Here is a 22419-nt window from a genome sequence, read left to right on the forward strand (position 1 = left end):
GCCAGACGGCGAAAACGGTCCCACTCGGCCACCCTGCACCCCCATCAAGCGCCGCAGGAAGCCAAGGTCCTCTCCCAAATGCCCTAGCCTGCCCCCATGAGGGTCGCTGTTGCCGACGTGGGCACCAATTCCAGCCATCTCCTGATTGCCGAAGTTCGCGGCGAGGGCGGCGAACCCCGCGTGCTGGACGCCCTCAAGGACCGCACCCGCCTGGGCGAGTGCCTGGACGCGGCCGGGAACCTGACCCCCGAGGGCGAGCGGCGGCTGCGCGAAGCCCTGACCCGCTTCCGCGACCTCGCGGGGGCGGCGGGCGTGGCCGAGGTGCAGGTCTACGCGACCTCCGCCCTGCGCGAGGCCCCCAACGGCCCGGAGGTCGCCGCCCGCGTGGGGGCCGAGGTGGGCGTCTACCCGGTCATCATCAGCGGGGAGCGCGAGGGCGAGCTGACGTACCTGGGCGCGGCGCACAGCGTGGAGTTCGGCACCGACAACGTGCTGCTGGACCTCGGCGGGGGCAGCCTAGAGTTTGTGCGGGGTGGTCCCGAGCGGGCGTCCGACGTGCTGAGCCTGCCGCTGGGCGCCATCCGCATGACGCGGGCGCACCTCCACAGCGACCCGCCCAGGGGGGGCGAAGTGCGGGCGGTCCGGGAAACGGTGCAGGCGGCCCTGCGGCCCCACCTGGAACGCTTCCGGCCCGGCCCGGATACCCGAGTGATCCTGTCGAGCGGGACCGCCGAAGCCGCCGCGACCCTGCTGGCCGCGCGGGGCGACGAGGGACCCGAGCGGGTCAACGGCCTGAGCTTCACAGTTGCGGAACTGGGGGCGGCGCTGGAGCGGGTGCGGTCCCTCCCGGCGGCGCGGCGGGCGCGGCTGCCGGGACTGGAGCGGCGGGCCGACACGGTGGTCGCGGGCTTCGCGGTGCTGCACGCGGCGCTGGAGGAACTGGGGGCGCAGACCTTTACCGTCAGCGAGGGGGCACTGCGCGAGGGGATGCTCATTGAGGAACTGGAACGCACCGCCGCCTACGTCTCGGGCCTCAGCCCCCGGCAGCGCAGCGTGCTGGCGACAGCCGAGCGCTTCGGGGCGAATCTCGGGCACGCGCGGCAGGTAGCGGCCCTGTCGCGGGACCTCCTGGCCGGGCTGGAGGCGGCGGGCGAATCCTTCCCCCCCGAGGCCCGCAGCCTGCTCACCGCCGCCGCCGGGTTGCACGAGGTCGGGCAGATCGTGGCGCAGAGCAGCCACCACAAACATTCGGCCTACCTGATCCGGCACGCGGGGCTGCGCGGCTTCTCCCCCCGCGAGATCGAACTCATCGCGCAACTCGCCCGTTACCACCGCAAGAGCCCGCCCAAGCCCTCGCACCCGGAGTTCATGGCGCTGCCCCCCGCCGACCGCGCCCTCGTCTCGCGGCTGGCGGCGGTGCTGCGGGTCGCGGACGGGCTGGACCGCTCGCACGCGGGGCAGACGCGGGTGCGACACCTGGGCCGGGACGCTGGGGGCTGGACCCTGGGCGTGGAGGGGGCTACCCCTCTGGACCGGGAGGGCATGGAGGCCAAGGCCGACCTCTGGACCCGCGAATTCGGCCCGCTGCGGCTGGCGGTGGCCGAGCCCGTTATCCTCGGCGCATGACCGCCGCCGACCCTGCCGCCCCGCAGACCAGCCTCCCGCACAACATCCTCAGCATTCAGTCGTGGGTGAGCTACGGCCACGTCGGGAATGCCGCCGCCGTCTTCCCCCTTCAGCGCCTGGGCTTCGAGGTCTGGGCCATCCATACGGTGCAGTTTTCCAACCACACCGGGTATGGGGCGTGGACGGGAAGCGTCTTTCCGCCCGAGCACGTCGCGCAAATCATCGACGGCATCGAGGCGCGGGGAGCGCTGCCCTCCTGCGGGGCCGTGCTGAGCGGTTACATGGGCTCGGAGGGCACCGTGGACGCCGTGGTGGGCGCGGTGCGGCGGGTGCGGGCGGCCAACCCGCAGGCGCTGTACTGCTGCGACCCGGTGATGGGCGACGTGGGGCGCGGGGTGTTCGTGCGGCCCGAGCTGCCGGAGCTGATCGGCGAGCGGGCGGTGCCGGAAGCCGACCTCGTGACGCCCAACCAGTTCGAGCTGGAACTGCTGACCGGGCGCACGGTGAAGACGCTGGACGACGCGCTGGGCGCAGCCCGGCTCCTGCGCGGGCGGCTGCGGGAGGGCGGTCCCCGCATCGTGGTCGTGACCAGCCTGGTGCGCGAGGACGCCCCGGAAGGTGTGATTGAGACGCTGGCCGTCACCGGGGAGGGCGCGTGGCTGTGCCGCACGCCGCTGCTGCCCCTGGACCCGCCGCGCAACGGGACCGGGGACGCCATCGCCGCGCTGTTTTTCGGGCACTTCCTCCAGACCGGGGACGCGGGCGAGGCCCTGAGCCTCAGCATGAGCGCCCTGTATGCGCTGCTGGAGCTGACCCACCGCGCCGGAACCCGCGAGATTCAACTTGTGGCCGCGCAGGACGAATATGTGCGGCCCTCGCGGGTGTTCCCGGCGGAGCGGGTGGGCTAACCGTCCAAGGCCACCAACGCCGCCGCGATGGGCACGTTGCTGGGCAACAGCCGCAGCCGGGTCAGGTCGGCGGGCGCGACCCAGGCCAGGGCGCGGTGCTCCAGCGGCCGGGGATCCTCCGACAGCAGGCGCAACCGCAGCGCCACCAGCGTGAAGGGGCCGACCGGGGTGTCCAGCGCCGAGCGGTAGACCTCGTCCAGCACCTCGACCTCGGCGCCGAGTTCCTCACGCCACTCGCGGGCGAGGGCCTCAGCCAGCGTCTCCTCGCCCTCCACCTTGCCGCCCGGAAACTCCCAGAAGCCCGCTGCCCACGCTGGGGCCGAGCGTGCGCCCACCAGCACCTTGCCGTCCCGCTCCAGAATGCCCGCCACGACGGTTCGCATGAGAGACAGTCTGGCGCAGGGGGGCGCGGCCTGACCCGCTACACTCCCCCCATGACCTATGAAAGCGTGCGCCTCTCCCACGCGGGCGAGGTGGCGACCCTGACCCTGGCGCACCCCAAGAGTGCGTTTGGCCCGGCGACGTGGCGCGACATTCCCCAGGCCCTGCGTGAGCTGGGAGAAGTCCGCGTGCTGATCGTGCGCGGCGAGCGGCACTTCAGCGTGGGGCTGGATGTGGCGGCGACCGCCCCCCTGATCGCCCCCACGCTGGGCGACCCCGAGGGATTCTCGGCGCTGGTGGCCGAGATGCACGCGGCCATTGAGGGGCTGGCGGCGTTGCCCATCCCGGTGATCGCCGCCATTGACGGCTGGTGCATCGGTGCGGGGCTGGAGCTGGCCTCGGCGTGTGACGTGCGGATTTGCAGCGCGGGCGCCCGCTTCAGCCTGCCGGAGGTCAAGCTGGGCATCACCGCCGATCTGGGGGGCCTCCAGCGCCTGCCCCACCTCATCGGACGGGGCCGGACGGCGCACCTCGCGCTGACGGGGGAACCCATCGACGCGACCACCGCCGAACGCTGGGGTCTCGTCACCGAAGTTCATACGGATGCGGACACGCTCTATGCCCGTGCCGATGCGCTCGCCGCCCACCTCGCCGCCCTGCCCCCGAGGGCGCTGGAAGGCACCAAGCGGACCCTGCACGACGGCCTGCCGCACGCCGAAAGCCTCGCCGCCGCCGTGGAGTGGAACGCCCGGCACATGACGGCGGACGCGCTGCTGAGCGCCATCAAGAAAGCCTGACCCCCTCCACCTCTTTCCAAGGAGCCTTCCCATGACCCAACCCCACGACCCCGCCACCACCTTCCGCCCCGACCTGCTGCGCGGCAAGCACGCCCTGATCACGGGCGGCGGCAGCGGCATCAACCTCGGCATCGCGCAGAGTTTCGCGGCCCACGGGTGCGCCGTAACCATCCTGGGGCGCAATCTGGAAAAAGCGCAGAACGCCGCCCGTGGCATTGAGGAAGCGGGGGGCCGTGCCCTGGGCGTGTCCGCCGACGTGCGCGACTTCGCGGCACTTCAGGCGGCGGCGCAGGCGGGTGTGGACGCCTTCGGGCCGCTCGACATCGTGCTGGCGGGGGCGGCGGGGAACTTCCCGGCTCCGGTGGACGGCATCTCGCCCAACGGGTTCAAGACCGTCGTGGACATCGACCTGCTGGGCACCTACAACACCATCAAGGCGTGTGCGCCGCACCTGAAGACGCCCGGCGGGACCATCCTCTCCATCAGCGCCTACGGGGTGCCGGTGCCCATGCAGGCGCATGTGGTCGCGGCGAAGGCGGGGGTGGACGCCCTCACCCAGACGCTGGCGGTGGAGTGGGGCCTGCGTGGGGTGCGAGTCAACGCGATTATTCCCGGTCCCATCGACGGCACCGAGGGCATGGCCCGCCTCGCCCCCGACGAGAAGACCCGCGCGGCCTTTACCCGCACCGTGCCGCTGGGCCGCTTCGGGGTGCCGCAGGACATCGCCAACGCCGCCCTTTTCCTCGTTTCCGACGCCGCGAGCTACGTGACGGGTGTGATTCTGCCCGTGGACGGCGGCCAGAACATGCTGGGCGGGGCGCCGCAGTACCAGATGTACCTGGGGATGCAGGAGGCCGAAGGGCGCAAGCAGAAGGCAGAAGGCTAAAGGCAGAAGGCGGGGTCGGCCTTGGCCTTCTGCCTTTTGCCATCCGCGCCCTGCCCTATCCTGCCTCCCGTGCGCCGCGTCCTCGCCCTGCTTCTGCTGCCCCCGGCTCTGGGGGCGCTGTCGCGGGCGCAGGCGCCGCCACCTTCCACGCCCGTCCACGTCACGCTGACCCGTTCGCCGGGCCTGAGCGCCGACGTGCGGCGGGCGCTGTCGGACATGCCGCCCGGCGTGCGGCTGGGGCTGCTGGTCCGTGACCTGGAGACGGGCGAGGTGCTGGAGGCCCGCGAGGACACCCTGTCCCTGATTCCCGCGAGTACGGTCAAGCTGGTGACGGCGGCGGCGGTGCTGCTGGACCGAGGCGACGCGGGCTGGTGGAGTACCGAGCTGACGGTCCTCGCCGCCGAGCAGGGCCGGGCGCGGGTGTCCCACCTGACGCTGCGGGGTGGGGGAGACCCTACCCTGAGCGCCTCGGACGGCCCCAACAGCCTGCGGGCGCTAGCGAGACAGGCCTACGCCCGTGGCCTACGCGAGGTCGGCGCCGTGCGGCTGGATGAGAGGCGGCTGAACGCGGCGGCCTGGAACGACCTCGTGCTAGGGGTGCCCATGACTGCTGTGGGGCTGACCGACTGGTATGCCTCGCCCCCCACGTCGGCGGCGCAGGCCCGTGCGTGGGCAGGAGCGGCGCTGATTCGGGAACTGCGGCGGGCCGGGGTGCGGGTGCGCTCGGATGCGGTGGGCACGGCACCCCGTTACGTCCCCCCCGTGCCGCCCCTGCGCCGGGACAAGCGGGGCCGCTTCCTGCCGCCCGATCCCCTCATCCCAGTAGCCCAGCGGCCCGAGCAGGCCGTCGCCTCCGTCCGCAGTGCGCGGCCTTTCCGGACGCTGGCGAACGTGCTGCGGCCCAGCGACAACCTGCGCTCTGAGGAACTGCTCGCCTCCCTCGCCTCCCCGCCCGGCACCCTGACGCGGGCGCTGGGGCGCGAGTGGGCGGCGCTGTGGCAGCTCGGGGTGGACACCTCGGGCGTGGAACTCGCCGATGGTAGCGGCCTGAGCCGCGACAACCGCCTGACCGCGCGGGCGCTTGTTGATCTGCTGGACCGCATGTATGACGTGCCCTACGTGCGGGGCGAGGCGCGGGCCGAGGTGCCGGGCCAGACCTACCGGGCGCGGCGCAACGCCTTTGCCGAGGCGCTGCCGCAGGCGGGGGTAGGGGGCGACAAGGCGGGGCGGGGCGGCACCCTCGCGCTGAGAATGCAGGGCACCGGTCTGGACGTGCGGGCCAAGACGGGCACGCTGCCGGGCGTGTCAGCACTGGCGGGATACGTGACGGCGGAGAGCGGGCGGGTGCTGGGGTTCGCCCTGCTGATGAACGGGCCGCGTGAGACGCCGATTCTGACCCTGCGGGCAGTGCAGGATGAGGTGGTGGAGGCGGTGGCGGGGCGGTATTGAGTGGGGGCCGGGCATCTTGATTGCGGCTTACCCCAGCCCCCCTCCCCGGAGGGAAAGGGGGAGCGGCGCTGCGCTAGGCAAAGGTCGTCCCCCCATCTGGACGCGTGTCTAACCCCGCCCCCGTTTCCCCCTCCGCGCCATCCTCTGCTGCGCAGCTTTGCAAGTCCGCCCAAGTGAAAGGCCTCGGCCCTGACGCGCCGAACGGCCTGTCTGCCTGGACGTTAGGCTTACGAGGCGCGGACGCTGAGGTCGGCTGACACAGAGAGAAGACAGCTTATGCAACAGCAGGTCAATGTCTACTCCTCCCCCCTTGTGGGGGAGGCTGGGAGGGGGTGGCCACCGCAGGTTGCCCTCGTTCCTGCACGGCGACCGTCCCGTCCGCAAACTCCAGCGTCAGCCGCTCCCCCGGCCCCACCCCCGCCGCCCGCGTCACGGGCCTCCCCGCCTCGTCTCGCACCAGCACGTAGCCCCGTGCGAGGGTACGCTCTGGCGTGAGTCCCAGCGCCTGCCGCATCAGGGCGTCGGTATTCAGGCGGGCAGTGTCGGCCTGTCGGCGGGCGCTTCCCAGCACCCGGTCCAGTGCCCAGCGCGACCCGGCTTCGGCATTCACGAGGGCTTCCCGGCCGTGGGCGCGGATGCGGCGGGCATCTTCCTGAGCTTGGGCGGCAGCGGCCGCCACGGTGCGGACAATCAGGGCGGCCGCCTTGCTGGGCGTGTCGGTGCGGGTGTGGGCCACCTCGTCGGGGAGGGTGTCGTCGCGGGCGTGGCCCAGGCCCGTGATCACCGGGGCCGGAAAGGTCGCCAGGGCACGCGCCACCGCGAGGTCGTTGAGCCAGGCGAGATCGGTCACCGCCCCACCCCCGCGAATCACGACGAGCGCGTCCAGCGGTTCATCCTCGTGCGCGGCCCGCGCCTCGGCAATCGCCGCCGTCAGGCTGTCCGCCGCCGCCGCTCCCTGAAAGGTCGCCTCCAGATACACGAGGTCCAGCACGCCCGCCGCCTCCAGCGCGTCCACCTCGCGCCGGAAGTCGCCCAATCCCGCCGCCCCCTCTGGGCTGATGACCGCCACCCGCGCGAAATCGGTGGGGGCAGGCAGGGTGCGGTTCAGGCCGTAGACCCCCTCGCGCACCAGCGTCTCGCGGAGGGCGTCCAGCCGCAGGGCCGCGTCTCCCACGGTGAATTCGGGCGCCACATCCAGAACGTTCAGGGAAAAGCCGTACTGCGCGTGGAACTCGGCGGTGCAAAAGAGCAGCACCTTGAGCCCCGCCGTCAGCCCTCCGCCCCCAGTCACCCGGCGGAACTTGCCCTCCAGCGCGAAGCGTTCGCGTGCCCACACGGTCGCGCGGCACTTGGCGACCTCCGCGCCGCCGTCGAGTTGCACGAGGTCCAGGTAGAGGTGACGGCGGTCGGTGAGGCTGGCGATTTCCGCCCGCACCCACACGGCGCCCGGCACCCCCCGCGCGATGACCTGCTCGACGTACCCCAGCACGTCCACGAGGTCCAGGAACTGCTCGGGCGGGCGGGTCGCGCCCTTCTTGCGGCGCCCGGTCACAGCCGCTCCGCCAGCAGGCGCCCGGTCACGGCGGCGCCCACCCCCAGCCCCACGCTGAGGACCGCGTACAGCGCCGCCGTGCCTCCCGCGCCCCGGCTCAGCAGTCCGTCCAGTTCCGCGCTGAACGCCGAGAAGGTCGTGAAGGCCCCCAGCACCCCGGTCCCGAAGGCCAGCCGCCCCGCTTCCGGCCACACGCCGCGCCCCACCAGCCCCAGGGTCAGGCCCAGCAGCAGCGACCCCACCACGTTGACCAGCAGCGTGGGCCAGGGCCACCCACCCCGCGCGGCCAGCGGCGCCAGCCCCAGTCCGACCCCGTAGCGGGCCGCCGCGCCCAGGGCACCGCCCGCCATCACCCACAGCCACGCGCTCACAGCTCCCAGGGTACGCCCCAGCCGGGCGCGTAGTCTGGAGGCTGATGATCCGTGCCCGCACACTGGAAGGCCAGGACCTGGACTGGCAGGGCCAGACCCAGGGCGTCTGGGTAGACGCGCAGGGGGTCACCCCGGAAGAACTTGCCCGGCTGCGCTCGGCCTTCAGGCTCAATCCCCTCGCTGTGGAGGACGTGCTGGAGCGTGGGCACTGGAGCCGCGCCGAGGCGTACCCCGAGCACACCTTCATCACCGTGCGCTCCTACGCCCGCCCCGAACAGACCGACGAGTTCACCGAGCGCGTCAGTGTCTTTCTCTTTCCGGAGGCGGTCCTCACGATGGGCCACGGTCCCACCCGCGCCGTGCAGCAGGTCTGGGCGCTCCTGGGCCGTGAGACGGTCAACACGCCGCCCGAGGTCACCTATGAGCTGCTCGACCACACCGCCGACACCTTTTTCACGCTGGCCGATACGCTGGAGACGCGCGTGGACGATCTGGAGGAGCGGGTCTTCACCCATGTTCGGGAGAACCCGGTCGCGGACGTGTTTGACCTCAAGCACCTGCTCGCGCACGCCCGCCGCCTCGCCTCGGACGCGCGGGAGGCCGCCATCCTGCTGGCCCGGCACGCGGACGGCTCGCCCGCCGATCTGGTGCGCTACCGCGACGCGCAGGACTCCTTCGCGCGGGCGGCGGGGCGACTCGACACCCTGCGCGACCACCTCACCAGCCTGCTGGACCTGCACCTGAACCTCCAGAGCCAGCGCATGAACGAGGTCATGCGGACCCTGACCGCCGTCAGCGTGGTCTTTCTGCCGCTGACCTTTCTGGCAGGCGTGTGGGGCATGAACTTCAAATACATGCCGGAGCTGGCGCAGCCCTGGGGCTACGCGCTGGCGTGGGGCAGTTTCCTCTTGATCGGCGGGTTGCTGGCCGCCTACTTCAAGCGGCGGGGGTGGTGGTGAGGGACCACACGATGCCCCCGCCCCGGCAGCGGTGCAGGCGGCCGGGACGGGGGATCAAGGGACGCGGGCGTTTGGCGAGGCCCGGTTACTGCACGAAGGCGTACCGCACACGCAGTTCCGAGAGGGCGCCCACGACGGCACCGAAGCGCAGCTCGACGCTGTCGAAAGGTTTGCTGGTCTGGAAACTGACCGCTTGGAGGTCGCCGCCGGGAGCGAGCAGCGCGAGGTCGAGCAGCCCTGCCCCGGTCCGGGTTTCCTGCACCTGTCCCCCCAGCAGGGTGACCACAGTCAGCCCGGAGAGAACGCCCGCGTCCAGCAGGCTTCCTGCCCGGCGGACGACAAATCCGGCCCGCTGCCCGGCCGTCCGGGGCGCTGTGCCGATGACCCGCAGGTAGGTATCGCCGAGCGCTCCCACCGTCAATTTCATGGAGGCTTCGTCGCTCAGGTCGGCGTTGATCACGTTGGCGGCGTTGTCCACCGAGCACAGCAGGCACAGTTCGCTCCGGCCCGAGTTCACGGTGTAGGCGCTGCCCGTCAGCGGCTGGCGTCCCGTGGTCTGGTCCACCGTCACCGTGATGGTCGCGCTGACCGCGTTAGAGACGTTGCCCGCCGCGTCGTAGGCCCGGACGCTCAGGGTGTGCGTCCCAGCCGACAGGACCGGCAGCGGCGTATCGAAGGAAACCGTCTGTCCCGGCGCGACCGAGAGGTTCGTCTCCAGGCCGTTGTCCACGGCGTAGGTCACGCGGGTGACCCCCAGGTTGTCGCTGGCCGTGCCGGTAAGGCGCACCGGGTTGCTGGTGGTCGCCCCACTGGCGGGCGAGGTCAGGGTCACGCTGGGGGCCACCGTGTCGCCCGGCGTGCCGGTCCCGCCTCCTGTCACGGTAAAGGTGCGGCTGGCTGTCGGGGAGACATTTCCGGCCGCGTCATACGCCTTGACCGTCAGCGTGTGCGCTCCGGCTGGCGGAGACGGCAGGGTGAAGTCGAGGTCCACTGCCAGACCTGGCGTGATGGGCACCGCCGTCTCGGGACCGTTGTCGAGCGCGTAGACGACGCGGGTCACGCCCTGGTTGTCGGTGACCCGGCCCTGCACTCTCACCGGCGCCGTGACGCTGGCGCCGTTGGTGGGCGAGATCAGGGAGACGCTGGGCGCCTGGGTATCACCGGGCTGGGTGCTGGGCGGGTTGACGGTGAACGTGACCTGCACGGGGCTCGAGGCATTGCCAGCGGCGTCGTAGGCCCGCAAGCTGACTGTCTGCGTTCCTACCGGGAGGGAAGGCAGCAGGGTGTCCAGGTTGACCGTGGGGCCGGGCGTCACGTCCAGCGCAACCTCGGGTTCGCTGCCGAGCTGGTAGGTGATGCGGGTCACGGCCTGATTGTCGGTTGCGGTTCCGGTCAAACGCACGGGATTTTGCACACTCGCCCCGGCAGCGGGAGAGGTCAGCGTGAAGGTGGGCGCCTGCGTGTCCGCAGGTGTGCCCGTGCCGCTGCCGGTCGTGACCGTCACGGTGCGGGCCACCGAGGTGCTGTTGCCTGCCGCGTCATAGGCGGTGACGGTCAGGATGTAGGTCCCCGCCGTAAGGCCGCACAGACACAGGCTCTGGCTGATGGCGCCGTCCGCGGGCAGGGTCAGCACCTGTTCATTGCCGTTGCCGAAGCGGTACGTGAGGCGGCTGAGCCCCACGTTGTCGCGGACGGTCCCCTGAAGAAGCAGGCTGCCACTGGCCGTGCTGCCTTGCTGCGGCGAGGTCAGGTTCAGTGTCGGCCTGACGGTGTCCTCTGAACCTGCAGGGGGCTGGGGGTTCGGGCCAGGGCTGGGAGTCTGGGTACTACAACTGGCCAGCAGGGTTAGGGTCAGCAGTGCGGCGGCGCATCCATATCGGGAAGGGAGAAGGGCCATGATAGTCTCCTTGATCGGGAATGAGGACTTCTGCGGACCACTCCACCCCGGCTTGGTCCTTCGGGAACTTGGTCTGGGAAAACGGCAGTGTCCGGATACCGCAAAGCATTCACCCCGCTTAGCGCGTAATGAGGCGAACCGGGGATCTTGGGGCGCTCACACAGCTCGCGTGCACCCCGTGACCGAATTGGGAACACCCTGATCCAGAGATGTCCGCTTCGGTCAACCGCTCTGCTCTGCAACTTTGCAAATCCGTTTGGGTTGTCCAGGGTGTGTCCCTGTTGGGCCGGAATCCGTCTCAAAACAATGAACGTCATCTCACCGGAAGGGGAATTCCCCGAGCCGGTTCCATGCCTCCTTTCGCAACGGGTTATGGCTGAGCGGTGCCGCACCCACCAAGAAGCGTGGGGGCTGCTGCCATAACACAGCGGGGGCTAATGACACACCAGTCCGGTATGTCCCGAGTCGGTCGCACCACTGGCTCCACCCGTTCCAGGTGCCCGTATAAGGAACGAGGTTTCACAGCCCCTCGGATAGCACCAGATTGTGGCTATCCACCCACAACCTAGAGGGGCAGGCAAAACCAATGATGAGTTGACTCATTAGCTGGAGTTGCACACAGACTCATGTGGTCTAAAGTGCGGTGGGTCCTTCGATGCGGAAATTCGTTCCTCAAGGGCGTCCGTGCGGCTCGTTTCCGGGTCAGTGGCTCTTGGCGTCAGACCCGCTCCAGCCGTTGGTGAGGCTCCGGGGGCAGTTCTGCTCGCACCACGTCACCTGGCCTTACCACGCCTCCCGTCAACACCACGCCCATTACCCCCGCCTTGCGGACCAGCCCGCCGTGCTCGTCGCGTCCCAGCACCGCCGCGAGCAGTCCCGGTTGAAAGGCGTCGATCTGGCCGCAGGGGTTCCGCAGGCCCGTGACCTCCACCACGGCTTCTCCGCCCAGATGCAGGCGGGTTCCGGTGGGAAGGCCCAGCAGGTCCAGGCTCCGCGTCAGCAGGTTCTCTCCCAGGTCGCCGGGGCGCACCGTGAAGCCCTGCCAGGCCAGTTCCTCCAGCAGTTCGGCGTGGATCAGGTGAATCTGCCGCAGATTGGGCTGGTCCGGGTTCTGCGCGACCCGCGAGCGGTGCTTCACCGTGTGGCCCGCGTGCGCGTCCCCCTCCACGCCCAGGCCCGCGAGGAGGCGCACCTCCGGCTGGGGTGCCTTGCTGAAGCCGTGCTCCGGGCTGAGGCTGACCGCCTCCACCCTGGGGGTCACTCCAGCGCCCCCACTCCCGTCAGGTGCCGCCCCACGATCAGCGTGTGGATGTCGTGGGTCCCCTCGTAGGTGTCCACCGTTTCGAGGTTGAGCATGTGACGGATGACCGGATACTCGGTCGTGATGCCGTTGCCGCCCAGCAGCTCTCGGGCGAGGCGGGCGCCTTGCAGCGCCACCCGCACGTTATTCCGCTTGGCATAGCTGACCTGCGCGTAATTCATGCGGCCCGCGTCCTTCAACTGCCCCAGCCGCCACGCCAGCAGCAGCCCCGCCGAGTGGTCGGTCGCCATCCTCACCAGCTTGTCCTGCACGAGCTGCCGCCCCGCGATGGGCTTGCCGAAGGTCGTGCGGCTCCCCGTGTACTCCAGCGCCGTCTGAAGCACCGCCTCCAGCGCCCCCATCGCTCCCCACGCGATCCCGAACCGGGCGGAGGTCAGGCACGAGAGGGGCGACTTCAGGCCCCCCGAGCCGGGCAGCAGGTTCTCCGCCGGAATGCGGCAGTCCTCCAGCACGATCTCGCCCGTCACCGAAGCCCGCAGGCTCATCTTGCGCTTGATCTCGGGCGCGTGGAAGCCGGGCGCGTCGGTCGGCACGATGAAGCCGCGCACCACGCCCTCCTCGTCCTTGGCCCAGACCACCGCGAGGTCGGCGGCGGGCGAGTTGGTGATCCACATCTTGCTGCCGTTCAGGACGTACTCGTCGCCGTCGCGCCGGGCACGGGTCCGCATCGCGCCGGGGTCGGAACCGCCGTCGGGTTCGGTGAGGCCGAAGCAGCCGATCAGCTCACCGGAGGCGAGGCCGGGCAGATACTTCCGCTTCTGTTCTTCGCTCCCGTAGCTATAAATCGGGAACATGACAAGGCTGCCCTGCACGCTCGCCGCGCTCCGCAGGCCGCTGTCCACCCGCTCCAGCTCGTACATCATCGCCCCGTAGGCGCTGTAGCTCGTGCCCGCGCCGCCGTACTCCTCCGGCGTGGTCGGCCCCAGCAGGCCCATCGCCCCGAACTGGCGCATCACGTCGCGCACGGGCAGGGTGCCCTCGTCCCACCACTCCGCGATATGCGGCATAAGTTCAGCGTCGCAAAACGAGCGCACGCTCTCGCGGATGAGTTTCTCGTCGGGGGAGAGGAGGTCGGAGACGGCGAATTCGTCGATCATGGGGGGCTCCGGGGGGTGGGGAGTGGGGTGTGGATGGCGGGGAACGCGCCGAGTCTACGCGCCGGGGAGACGGTAGATGCGGCGGGCGTTGCCGTCGGTCACGCGCTCCAACTCGGCGGGGTCCATCCCGCGCAGGCCCGCCACGAAGTCCAGCGTGTGCCGCACGTAGCCGGGGCGGTTGGGCTTGCCGCGCCTGGGCACCGGGGCGAGGAAGGGGGCGTCCGTCTCCAGCAGCAGGCGGTCCAGGGGCACCACGCGGGCGGCCTCCTGGATCTCGCGGGCGTTCTTGTAGGTCGTATTTCCCGCGAAACCGAAGTAGGCACCGCGCTCCAGCCCGAACGCGAGCAGGCTGGAGTGCCCCGAAAAGCAGTGCAGGATGACGGGCACGTCCGGCCCCGCCGCGAGCACGTCCATCACGCCCCGGTGGGCCGAGTCCTGCCCGGCCTTGTCGCGCACGTGAATGACCAGCGGCTTGCCCACCCGCCCGGCGAGGTCAAGTTGCCACTCGAAGGCCGAGAGTTGCGGCCCCCGCCGCGTCTCGTCCCAGTAGTCGTCCAGCCCGCTTTCCCCGATGCCGACCACACGGGGGTGGAGGGCCAGGGCTTCGAGGTCGGTGCGGGCGTCGGGGCTGTCATCTTCTGTACTCGTCGGGTGCAGGCCCACGGTGGCCCACACGTCGGGGAACTGTTCGGCGAGCGCCACTGCCTTTCGTGCGTGCTCCGGCCCCGCGCCGATGCAGACCATCCCGGTCAGGCCGAGTTCCCCCCGCGCCGAGGCCGGGTCGTCGAGGTAATCGAGGTGGCAGTGGGTGTCGATCATGGGGAAGAGGGTACGCGCTGGGGGCCAACCGGAACCTCGCCGCCCGTCACCCCGTACCCTGGCCTATGGAATACCGCCTCTTTCCCGAAGTGACCGAGGAACGCACCGCCGCTGGCCTGAAGTTTCAGGTCGTGGAGTACGAGGCGCGGCCCGCCTACCCGCCGCTGGAGGGCTACCTGGAGCCGGTCAACCGCCCTGGCCGCTCGCGGCAACTCGCGATTCACACCGACGGGTCGGGGGCCGTCACTCTGGAGCCGGGCGCCCTGCAATACCTGCGCGGCGAGATCGAGATGGAGGCGACCCGCAGCGGGGGCAGTGGCCTCGGCGGCTTCCTGCGCGGGGCGGTCTCGTCGGTAGGAAGCGGCGAGGGCCTCTACAAGACCGCCTACCGGGGCGCGGGCGTGATCTACACCGAACCCACCGGGCTGCACTTTCTGCTGGACGAACTGACCGGCGAGGACCTGATCGTGGACGACGGCGCCTTTGTCGCCTGCGCGGGCGACATCACCGTGGGGCGGCACGTCAACGCCGGATTCGCGGCGGCGGTCGGCAGTGGCGAGGGCCGGGTGCAGCCCAAGTTGTCGGGCCGGGGCCTGTTCGCCCTGCAAAGCCCCGTGCCGCCTGCCGAGTTCCAGATCGTCGACCTCCGGAACGAGACGCTGAAGGTGGACGGCAACCTCGTGCTGGCGTACACGGGCGGCCTGACCTTCAGCGTGGAGCGCAGCAGCCGGGGCCTGATCGGCAGCGGGCGCACGGGCGAGGGCTTCGTGCAGGCGTACCGGGGCACCGGGCGGGTGTGGCTCTCGCCCACGCTGCCGCTGCACCGCCCGGCGCTGCCGTCCGTCCTGTCTGGATAAAGCAGGACAGGAGCCGTGGGCTGTGGCGGACACCCACAGCCCACCTGCACTGTTCCTCACCCCCGTCAGGGGAATGCCACCACTCTCATGAGGGGGGGGCGCTAAAGTGCGCCCGTGCTGAGAACCGGGGTGTATGCGCTCGTGGCGCTGGCGGTGTTCGCGCTGGTGTTCTCGCGGACGCCGCCCTCGCAGGCGGGGCCGGACACCGGAGCGCGGCTGAGTGATGTTCAGCTCAGCCTCTACCCGGCCCGCGATCCGGGAGCGGTGTGGCGCTTTTCGGCCGAGCGGGTGGTCAGTGACCCCCTGCGCGGGGAGACGCGGCTGACCGGCCTCGCGGACGGCGGGCGCTGGCTCAGGCCCCAGGGCGGAGGCGCCCCGGTGCTCGACGCCACGCTGGACGCCCCGGACCTCACCATCGACACGCAGGACAACCTGCTGACCCGTCAGGCCCAGGTCACCCTGGTGCAGCAGTGTGCTGATATCGACCTGCGCGGCACGCGCGAGCGGCCCGTGCGGGTGGAGCAGGGGTCGGGGTTCAGTGCGCCCGTCGCCCAGGTGGACTCGCCGTCCCTGGTGGCCCGGTTGACAAACCTGCGGATGACCTTCGACTTCCAGATCGAGGAAGCGGGCGAGGATTCCACCTTTGAAGGGGACCTCGACGCGGCCGAGACCTGCGAGAACGGCCGACGTATTCCCCTCTGACCCCCTTTGCCCAGGAGAACCGACATGAACAAGCGCACCGCCCTGATTCTGGCCCTCGCCGTCACGCCCGTGCTCGCGCAGACCGCCGCTGAGAAACGCATCATCAACATTCAGGGAGCGCCGCGCGGCGACCTGCGCAACGGGCCGCTGACCTTCACCGGCAGCCCGGTCAAGGCGACCGTGAGCAGCCTGCAAATCCAGGCGAAGCAGGCCACCCTGGCGGCCCCCGCCGGAACGCCCCTGACCAACGCCAAGGGCAAGCGCACCGCGAGCTTCAGCGACGACATCACCGTGAGCCGGGGCCGCCTGACCGCCAAGGGTGACAAGCTCGCCTACAGCGAGGCCAGCGGCCAGGGCGTGATGAGTGGCAACGCGCGGGCGACCTTCGTGCCCGACGACAAGTCGAACGGCGACACCGTGACCATCGCGGCCGGGCAGATGAGCCTCGACGTGGACAACAACGTGTCGACCTCGACCGGGAACGTGACCCTCAGGAACGGCATCCAGAGCGGCAAGGCCGACAAGCTCGTCTTCGACGAGGACCGTGAACTCGCGCAACTCACCGGTAGCCCCAGCCTGACCCGCGCGGCCAAGGGCAACCAGAAGGAACTGACCATCACCGGGCAGGAGGTCCGCGCCCGCACCGCCGAGAAGACCCTCTACGTGCGCGGCGGAGTCAAGCTGGTGCAGGGGACCCTGACCACCACGGGCAACGCGGTGTACTACGACGACAAGAAAAACGTCGCCTACGTGGTGGGCAACGCGGTCAGCACCGATTCCAAGACCAAGGTGACCGTCCGCGCCCCCGCCAGCGGCGCCCTGGAGCAGCGCACAGACCTCGGCCGCGTGCGGGCGCTGAACACCGCCTACAAGATTCCCACCGAGCAGTTCCAGCTGCGCGGCGAATAAGGAGCCTCTGCCGTGCCCCGCCGCCCCCTGCTGCTGACCTTGACCCTGCTGCTGGGGGCGGCGCTCCCGGTCGCGTCCTTCGCGCAGGAGACGCCCCCCACCCAGGCCCAGCCCGCCGAGCCCCAGGCGCCGGACGCGCCGCCGTCCGAGACGCCTGAGTCGCAGGACTCCGCGCCCGCCGAGCCGGGGGCCGAAACCTCCAGCCTGGAACTCGTGCGCCGGGGCGACGACGGGCAGGAGCGGCGCATCCGCATCGTGCGGACGGGGACCAGCGACGAGACGGGCATCTTCACGATCTGTAGCCCGCAGGACGATGAGCCGGAAGGGTCGCCCAACGTGGCCGTCTTCTCCGAGTCGGGGCCGGGCGGCGTGCAGATCACCATCGACCAGAACGTCATCCGGGTGCCGCTCGCCCTCGTCACCCAGCGCCCCGCCGAGGAGGGCGAGGGCAGCGACGGCCGTATCGAGGCCAGCGCCGGGACCGCCCGCTTTCTGGACGAGGTGCCGGAGGGCAAGACCGACCGCCTGAGCCGCTGCGCGGTGGAGGCCACGCCCCAGCCCGCGCCCGACACCGTGCTCGTCACCCAGGGCCGCACCGAGCTGAAGGGCCAGAAACTGGTCTACGACGAGACGGACGGGGTGGCCCGTATCGACGGCCCCATCACCTTCACCCGCCCCGGTGACGACGGCCCCCTGACCGGCCAGAGCGAGCGCATTGAGGTGGAGGTGGACACCGAGAAGACCGTGCTGATCGGCGCGGTGGTCCTGAGCAGTCCCGATGGCCGCGTCAGCCGCGCCGCCCGCGTGGAGTACGACGACGAGGCGAACCTCGCCCGGTTGATCGGCACCGCCGAGCAGCCCGCCGAGAGCACCCTGCGCGGCGACGTGCTGCGGGCCGGGGAGTTGCTGTACGACCTTGAACGCAACGAGGTGGTCGCCCGCGCCCCGGAAGGCGGCACCATCACCGGGGAGTTTCAGGACGAGGAACCGACGACGCCAGCCCCCCGAACGCCATAAGCCCCAGCCCCCCACGAGGGGGCTTTTTTACGTTAATTCCTCCCAGAACGCCCTAATCGCCTCCAGCACGACTTCCGGCCTCTCCAGATGTACGTAATGGCCGGGATGGTCCACCCACACTGCCCGGCTGCGGCCCGACAGGGTGATCCACTCCAGATGCCGGGCGCGGCGAGCGTGAAAGCGGGCGTCGAGTTGCTCCTGGGTGCGGCCCGGCGCTTCGGTGGGCGTGGCAGGACGATTCGGGGCGATCAGCAGCAGGGGAAGGTCCCCCAGTGCCCCCGGTGCCACCTCCTCCGGCCCGAATGGCGTCAGGGCGAGCGGCTCCGGCAGGGGCATGGGCGGCGGGGCGGTGAGGGGCGGCGGGGTCGGGTCCAGCAGCACGAGGCCGCCTGCCCGTTCCGGTCGCCGCCGGGCGTAGGTGGAGGCGATCATCCCGCCGAGCGAGTGCCCCACCAGGATGGGTGAACGCGAGGGCTGAAGGCTGTCCAGCACGCGGTCCAGCTCCGCATACACGTCAGCCCAGGTGTGGGGATGGGCGGGCAGGGGACTGTCCCCAATGCCCGCCCGGTCGTAGGTCACGACTCTCGTCCATTGGGCGAGGGTGGGGGCGATGCCGGGCCGGGGGTTGCCCTCCAGTCCCCGCCAGTGGGGCTGCGCCTCCTCCGGCGTGGCGACCGTCCACCACCACGTCAGAGGGTCGCCCAACCCGGAGAGAAGGATGAACGCCGGTTCCCCATTGCCCTGCTCCCGCAGCCCAGATGCCACCTATCCCAGCACCTTTTGCCCGGTCTCGCGCAAAACGCGGGCGCTGGCCTCCAGCCCCTCGCGTTCCTCTGGGGTCAGGACGGGGGTCAGGGTGGCCTCCACCCCCCGCGCCCCCACGATGCGCGGCAGGCTGAGGCTCACGCCGTAGTCGGGTGTGGGGGCGCTGACGGTCAGGACGGCGCGGCGGTCGTCCAGGATGGCCTCCGCAATGCGGGCGAGTGCGGCCCCGATGCCGTAGTAGGTCGCCCGCTTCCCGCCGATGATCGCGGCGGCGGCGTCGCGGGTGCCGGTGTCGATCTCCTCCTGCACCTCCGGCGTCCACTCCAGCCCGCGCGAGCGCATGAAATCGGCCACGGGGAGGCCCGCCACCGCCGCCGTGCTCCAGGCCAGCACCTCGCTGTCGCCGTGCTCGCCCAGCACGTAGCCGTGAACATGGGTGGCGTCCACCCCGGCCCGCTCCGCGATCAGGTGGCGGAAGCGGGCCGAGTCCAGCACCGTGCCCGACCCCAGCACCGGCTGGCTCGGCGCGAGCCGCCCGGCGAGGTCGGTCAAAAGGTCCACCGGGTTGGTGGCGATCAGCAGCACGGCGTCCGGGGCGTGCCGGGCCACCTGCGGAATCACCTCGCGGAAGATGGCCGCGTTCTTCTCCAGCAGGTCCAGGCGGGTCTCACCGGGCTGCTGGTTGGCGCCTGCCGCGACGACCACGACCCGGCAACCCGAGAGGGCCGCGTAGCCCCCGCTGCTCACGCGGGTACCGTGGCTGATGGGCGCGGCGTGGGCGATGTCCTGGGCCTCGGCCTGGGCGCGGGCCTCGTCGCGGTCGACCAGCACGAGGTCGCTGCACGAGCCGCGCAGGGTCAGGGCGTAGGCGGCGGTCGCCCCCACCAGACCTGAGCCGACGACCCCGACCTTCACCGCCCGTCTCCCGGCAGCCGCACGGTGAGCACCGGAACCAGGCTGCGGCTGATCAGCTTCTCGGCGCTGCTGCCCAGGAAGAAGTGCTCCAGCGCTCCGCGCGAGTGGGTGCCCACCACGATCAGGTCGGCTCCCCAGTGCTCGGCGGCGTCGAGAATCCCCGTCACCGGGTCGCCCACGAGCAGTTCGGCCTCCTCACCAGGTCCAGCCAGGGCCTTCAGGCGCTCGCCGTCCGCGCTCTCCAGCGTGTGCAGCAGCGTGGGGTCGAGCGCCGCCGGGGTCACGCCGCCCATCAGGTCGGGGGTGGCAGTCACGCGGGCGTCCGTCACATGCACCAGCCGCCGCAGCGCCCCCGGAAAGCGCAGGCGGGCCACTGCCAGGGCGTGGTCGGCTGCCGCCGAGAAATCGGTGCCGACAAGCACCCGTGAAAAGGGCTGGCCGCCCGCGCCGCCTTGTGAAAACACTGGCTCGGTCATGGGCCGACGCTACACCCGCCTCCCGGCATGCGCCCACTTTCTGAAGGCGGGGTAAAGGTCCGTTGCCCTCCGCAGGGGCAGACTGCCCCATGCACCTTCAGAGCCTCGGCGCGGCCCTCACCGTCACCGGAAGTGCCCACCTGCTGGGCGTGCGCGGCGGCCCAGTCCTCGTGGACTGCGGCATGTTCCAGGGCGGCGAAGAGCTGGAGGCCCGCAACCGCGAGCCCTTTCCCTTCGACCCCACCGAGCTTCAGGCGGTGCTGCTCACGCACGCGCACCTCGACCACATCGGGCGGCTGCCGCTCTTGGTGCGCCAGGGCTTCCGGGGGCCGGTGTACTGCACGCCCCCCACGGCGGCGCTGGCCGAGACGGTGCTGCTGGACTCCGCCCGCCTTCAGGTCGAGGGATACCGCCAGGACCTGCGCCGCGCCCGCCGCGTCGGCCGGGAGGACGAGGTGCCCGAGCCCCTCTACGACGAGGAGGACGTGCACCGCACCCTGGCCCTGTTGCGGCCCGCCTTCGCGTTCGGCGAGACGCTTAAGGTCGGTCGCTTGCGGGTCACGCCGGGGCGGGCGGGGCACATCCTGGGCAGCGCGTACCTGCGGCTGGAGGACGGCGACACGCGGGTGATTCTCTCGGGCGACCTCGGCAACCGCGAGAGCGGGCTGCAACTCGACTTCGCCCCGCCGCCCGAGGCCGACGCGGTGGTGATCGAGTCCACCTACGCCGACCACCGCCACCGCTCGCTGCCGGACACCCTGGCCGAGCTGCGCGACACCCTGCGCCAGAGCGTGCGGGCCGGGGGCAAAATCCTGATCCCGTCTTTTGCCCTCGAACGCACCCAGTTCATCCTCGCCGAGCTCAAGAACCTGATGGACGCGGGCGAGGTGCCGCGCATCCCTGTCTTCCTCGACTCCCCGATGGCGGCGCGGGCGACCCACGCCTATTTCGAGTTCGGGGACGAACTGATCCCGCCCGTGCGCGAGGCGTTGAAGCGCGGCGAGGACCCCTTCCGCCCCTCTACGCTGCACACGGTCCTGACCGGCGAGGAGTCCCGGCGCCTCAACCGCTACGACGGCCCGGCGATCATCCTGGCCGGAAACGGGATGATGACCGGGGGGCGCATCCAGCACCACCTCAAGCACCACCTCTGGAAGCCGTCCACCAACCTGATCATCGTGAGCTACCAGTCGCCGTCCAGCCTGGGCGGGCGCCTCGTCGCGGGGGCGGACACCGTGCGGATCATGGGCGAGGAGATCGCCGTCCGCGCCCAGATCCATACCATCGGGGGCTTTTCCGCCCACGCCGATCAGGACGACCTGCTCGCTTTTCTGGAGGCGGCCGGGCAGCCCCGCGTGTGGCTGGTGCACGGCGAGCCGGAGGTGATGGAGGCCTTCCTCCCCGTGCTGGAGGCCCGTGGCCTGACCGCCAACCTGGTGCCGGACCGCGAGCAGGTGGACCTGCTGACGACCACCTTTCCGGGAGGGCGCCCACCGGGAACGCCCCAGGCGGACGGGGTGGTGCGGCGGCCCGAGGAATAGCTAGTCCTGGGGAGAGCGCACCAGCCGCAAGCAGGCCGCGTAGACCTCGGCGGTGGCGCGGGCGTCTTCCAGGGCGTCGTGGGCCTGGTAAGTGATGCCAAAGTGCGCCGCGAGGTCGTCCAGAGAGGTGCCCACCTTGCGCGGCAGTAGCCCGGTGTGAATCAGAAACTGCGCCGTAATTTTGGTGTCCACCTGCCCACGCCGGAACACGGTGCCGAGGTCAGGCAGCAGCGGGCGCAGGAAGCCCAGGTCGAAGGCGAAGTTGTGCCCGCCCAGCATCACCCGGCCTTCCTCGGCAGCGTAGGCGCGGATGGCGTCGGCGACGGCCTCCGGGGGCTGGGCCTGGGCGTGGTGGGCCGTGAGGTCGATCCCGTTGACCGCCATCGCCTCCGCCTCCACGTCGTAGCTGTCGTGGCGCACCCGCAGGTGCAGGGGCCGGGTCACCTCGCCCGCCGGGGTCAGGGTGACCAGCCCGACGGTCAGCAGCGGGTGACGCCGGGGGTCGCGCCCGCCCGTCTCGGTGTCCAGAAAGACGATGGGCTGGGTCAGTCCCGCGAGACGCGGCGGTGGGTCGGGAAAGGGGGAGGAGGGGGGCGGGGCCATACTCCAGCGTGCCACGGCGGGGGCGGGGGGCAGGGTACACAAGCCTTCACCTTCGCCCGCTACTCTGCGGAGGATGAAGCGTCTCCTTCCCCTCGCCCTGCCCCTTCTGCTCGCGGCCTGCTCGGGCGCTTCCCTGGAAGGCGTCCAGACCTTCGAGTACAAGGGCGGTGACCACCGCACCGGCTCGCTGGTCTACGCCGAGACGCCCCCAGTGGGCGGCGCCCACAACGCCATGTGGCAGGACTGCGGCGTCTACGACCAGCCCCTCTACAACGAGTACGCCGTCCACAGCCTCGAACACGGCGCGGTATGGGTGACCTACCGCCCCGACCTCCCCGCGTCGGAGGTGACGGCCCTCAAGGAACTGCTCGACGGGCGGTCCTACACCCTGCTCAGCCCGCACGCGGGCCTGTCCAGCCCCATCGTCATGAGCGCCTGGAACGCCCAGCTCGCGGTGGACAGCGCCAGCGACGAGCGCCTGACGCCCTTTCTAGACAAGTACGAGCAGGGCGCCACCGCCCCCGAACGTGGCGCGGCCTGCTCGGGGGGGTACGGGGGCACCCAGTAAGGG

General features: G+C 71.0%; 23 protein-coding genes and 1 riboswitch. Of the genes, 12 read left to right on the forward strand and 11 right to left on the reverse strand.

Annotated features, from left to right (window positions below; genetic code table 11):
* Positions 1–96 precede the first annotated feature (96 nt).
* Entirely contained in the window at positions 97–1626 is a 1530-nt protein-coding gene (locus F8S09_RS11085) for a Ppx/GppA phosphatase family protein (protein WP_152871531.1), read from the forward strand.
* Positions 1623–2534 (forward strand): pyridoxal kinase PdxY, encoded by a 912-nt coding sequence (gene pdxY, locus F8S09_RS11090; RefSeq protein ID WP_152871532.1) that lies wholly within the window; start codon positions 1623–1625, stop codon positions 2532–2534. Before F8S09_RS11085 ends, pdxY begins: the two co-directional genes overlap by 4 nt.
* On the opposite strand, the gene F8S09_RS11095 is transcribed toward pdxY, so the two are convergent.
* Positions 2531–2917 (reverse strand): (deoxy)nucleoside triphosphate pyrophosphohydrolase, encoded by a 387-nt coding sequence (locus F8S09_RS11095; RefSeq protein ID WP_152871533.1) that lies wholly within the window; start codon positions 2915–2917, stop codon positions 2531–2533. The two genes, pdxY and F8S09_RS11095, sit on opposite strands and share 4 nt — an antisense overlap.
* Before the next feature lie 51 nt (positions 2918–2968).
* Here F8S09_RS11095 and F8S09_RS11100 point away from each other — a divergent pair, with 51 nt between their 5' ends.
* From F8S09_RS11100 to F8S09_RS11110, 3 genes are all read left to right on the forward strand, one after another.
* The gene (locus F8S09_RS11100; protein WP_152871534.1) at positions 2969–3712 is read left to right on the forward strand and encodes an enoyl-CoA hydratase-related protein; all 744 of its coding nucleotides are present in this window, start codon (positions 2969–2971) and stop codon (positions 3710–3712) included.
* A gap of 31 nt (positions 3713–3743) precedes the next feature.
* Entirely contained in the window at positions 3744–4598 is an 855-nt protein-coding gene (locus F8S09_RS11105) for an SDR family oxidoreductase (protein WP_152871535.1), read from the forward strand.
* Between the two features lie 69 nt (positions 4599–4667).
* Positions 4668–6047 (forward strand): D-alanyl-D-alanine carboxypeptidase/D-alanyl-D-alanine-endopeptidase, encoded by a 1380-nt coding sequence (locus F8S09_RS11110; RefSeq protein WP_322618749.1) that lies wholly within the window; start codon positions 4668–4670, stop codon positions 6045–6047.
* Positions 6048–6336: 289 nt separating this feature from the next.
* Here the strand turns inward: F8S09_RS11110 and xseA are convergent, their stop codons facing one another.
* Positions 6337–7599, reverse strand: a complete 1263-nt coding sequence (xseA, locus tag F8S09_RS11115; protein ID WP_322618750.1) for an exodeoxyribonuclease VII large subunit — start codon at positions 7597–7599, stop codon at positions 6337–6339.
* On the reverse strand, positions 7596–7949 hold the full coding sequence (locus tag F8S09_RS11120) for a fluoride efflux transporter FluC (protein ID WP_152871601.1): 354 nt from the start codon (positions 7947–7949) through the stop codon (positions 7596–7598). Before F8S09_RS11120 ends, xseA begins: the two co-directional genes overlap by 4 nt.
* A gap of 65 nt (positions 7950–8014) precedes the next feature.
* On the opposite strand from F8S09_RS11120, the gene F8S09_RS11125 reads away from it, so the two are divergent.
* Complete coding sequence (locus F8S09_RS11125) at positions 8015–8929, forward strand: magnesium transporter CorA family protein (RefSeq protein WP_152871537.1); 915 nt, start codon at positions 8015–8017, stop codon at positions 8927–8929.
* An 85-nt stretch (positions 8930–9014) separates the two neighbouring features.
* On the opposite strand, the gene F8S09_RS11130 is transcribed toward F8S09_RS11125, so the two are convergent.
* The 4 genes from F8S09_RS11130 to F8S09_RS11145 form a co-directional block, all read right to left on the reverse strand.
* A complete protein-coding gene (locus tag F8S09_RS11130; RefSeq protein WP_152871538.1) occupies positions 9015–10826 on the reverse strand; it encodes an Ig-like domain-containing protein in 1812 nt (603 codons plus the stop codon).
* Between the two features lie 454 nt (positions 10827–11280).
* Positions 11281–11365: riboswitch (cyclic di-GMP riboswitch) on the reverse strand.
* 179 nt (positions 11366–11544) lie between these two features.
* On the reverse strand, positions 11545–12087 hold the full coding sequence (locus F8S09_RS11135; protein WP_322618751.1) for an MOSC domain-containing protein: 543 nt from the start codon (positions 12085–12087) through the stop codon (positions 11545–11547).
* The gene (locus tag F8S09_RS11140) at positions 12084–13244 is read right to left on the reverse strand and encodes an acyl-CoA dehydrogenase family protein (RefSeq protein ID WP_152871539.1); all 1161 of its coding nucleotides are present in this window, start codon (positions 13242–13244) and stop codon (positions 12084–12086) included. The genes F8S09_RS11135 and F8S09_RS11140 overlap by 4 nt, the downstream gene beginning before the upstream one ends.
* A 54-nt stretch (positions 13245–13298) precedes the next feature.
* On the reverse strand, positions 13299–14063 hold the full coding sequence (locus tag F8S09_RS11145; protein WP_152871540.1) for a TatD family hydrolase: 765 nt from the start codon (positions 14061–14063) through the stop codon (positions 13299–13301).
* A 65-nt stretch (positions 14064–14128) separates the two neighbouring features.
* Here F8S09_RS11145 and F8S09_RS11150 point away from each other — a divergent pair, with 65 nt between their 5' ends.
* The 4 genes from F8S09_RS11150 to F8S09_RS11165 all read left to right on the forward strand — a co-directional run bounded on the left by F8S09_RS11150 (position 14129) and on the right by F8S09_RS11165 (position 17548).
* On the forward strand, positions 14129–14920 hold the full coding sequence (locus tag F8S09_RS11150; RefSeq protein WP_152871541.1) for an AIM24 family protein: 792 nt from the start codon (positions 14129–14131) through the stop codon (positions 14918–14920).
* 114 nt (positions 14921–15034) lie between these two features.
* A complete protein-coding gene (locus tag F8S09_RS11155; protein ID WP_322618752.1) occupies positions 15035–15622 on the forward strand; it encodes a hypothetical protein in 588 nt (195 codons plus the stop codon).
* Positions 15623–15646: 24 nt separating this feature from the next.
* On the forward strand, positions 15647–16531 hold the full coding sequence (locus F8S09_RS11160) for an LptA/OstA family protein (protein ID WP_152871542.1): 885 nt from the start codon (positions 15647–15649) through the stop codon (positions 16529–16531).
* A 12-nt stretch (positions 16532–16543) separates the two neighbouring features.
* Complete coding sequence (locus tag F8S09_RS11165) at positions 16544–17548, forward strand: LptA/OstA family protein (RefSeq protein WP_322618753.1); 1005 nt, start codon at positions 16544–16546, stop codon at positions 17546–17548.
* Between the two features lie 27 nt (positions 17549–17575).
* On the opposite strand, the gene F8S09_RS11170 is transcribed toward F8S09_RS11165, so the two are convergent.
* The 3 genes from F8S09_RS11170 to F8S09_RS11180 are packed head-to-tail and all read right to left on the reverse strand — an operon-like array spanning position 17576 to position 19704.
* Entirely contained in the window at positions 17576–18313 is a 738-nt protein-coding gene (locus F8S09_RS11170; protein WP_152871543.1) for an alpha/beta fold hydrolase, read from the reverse strand.
* Complete coding sequence (locus F8S09_RS11175) at positions 18314–19228, reverse strand: L-lactate dehydrogenase (protein WP_322618754.1); 915 nt, start codon at positions 19226–19228, stop codon at positions 18314–18316.
* Positions 19225–19704 (reverse strand): universal stress protein, encoded by a 480-nt coding sequence (locus F8S09_RS11180; protein ID WP_152871544.1) that lies wholly within the window; start codon positions 19702–19704, stop codon positions 19225–19227. Before F8S09_RS11180 ends, F8S09_RS11175 begins: the two co-directional genes overlap by 4 nt.
* Positions 19705–19793: 89 nt before the next feature.
* Here F8S09_RS11180 and F8S09_RS11185 point away from each other — a divergent pair, with 89 nt between their 5' ends.
* Positions 19794–21245, forward strand: a complete 1452-nt coding sequence (locus tag F8S09_RS11185) for an MBL fold metallo-hydrolase RNA specificity domain-containing protein (RefSeq protein WP_152871545.1) — start codon at positions 19794–19796, stop codon at positions 21243–21245.
* On the opposite strand, the gene F8S09_RS11190 is transcribed toward F8S09_RS11185, so the two are convergent.
* Positions 21246–21848: a 3'-5' exonuclease gene (locus tag F8S09_RS11190; protein ID WP_152871546.1), complete on the reverse strand. Its 603-nt coding sequence runs from the start codon at positions 21846–21848 to the stop codon at positions 21246–21248. It lies immediately after the preceding gene.
* A 73-nt stretch (positions 21849–21921) separates the two neighbouring features.
* On the opposite strand from F8S09_RS11190, the gene F8S09_RS11195 reads away from it, so the two are divergent.
* On the forward strand, positions 21922–22416 hold the full coding sequence (locus F8S09_RS11195; RefSeq protein WP_152871547.1) for a DUF3105 domain-containing protein: 495 nt from the start codon (positions 21922–21924) through the stop codon (positions 22414–22416).
* Positions 22417–22419: the final 3 nt, after the last annotated feature.

This window comes from Deinococcus terrestris (assembly GCF_009377345.1).
Classification (GTDB): Bacteria; Deinococcota; Deinococci; order Deinococcales; family Deinococcaceae; genus Deinococcus; species Deinococcus terrestris.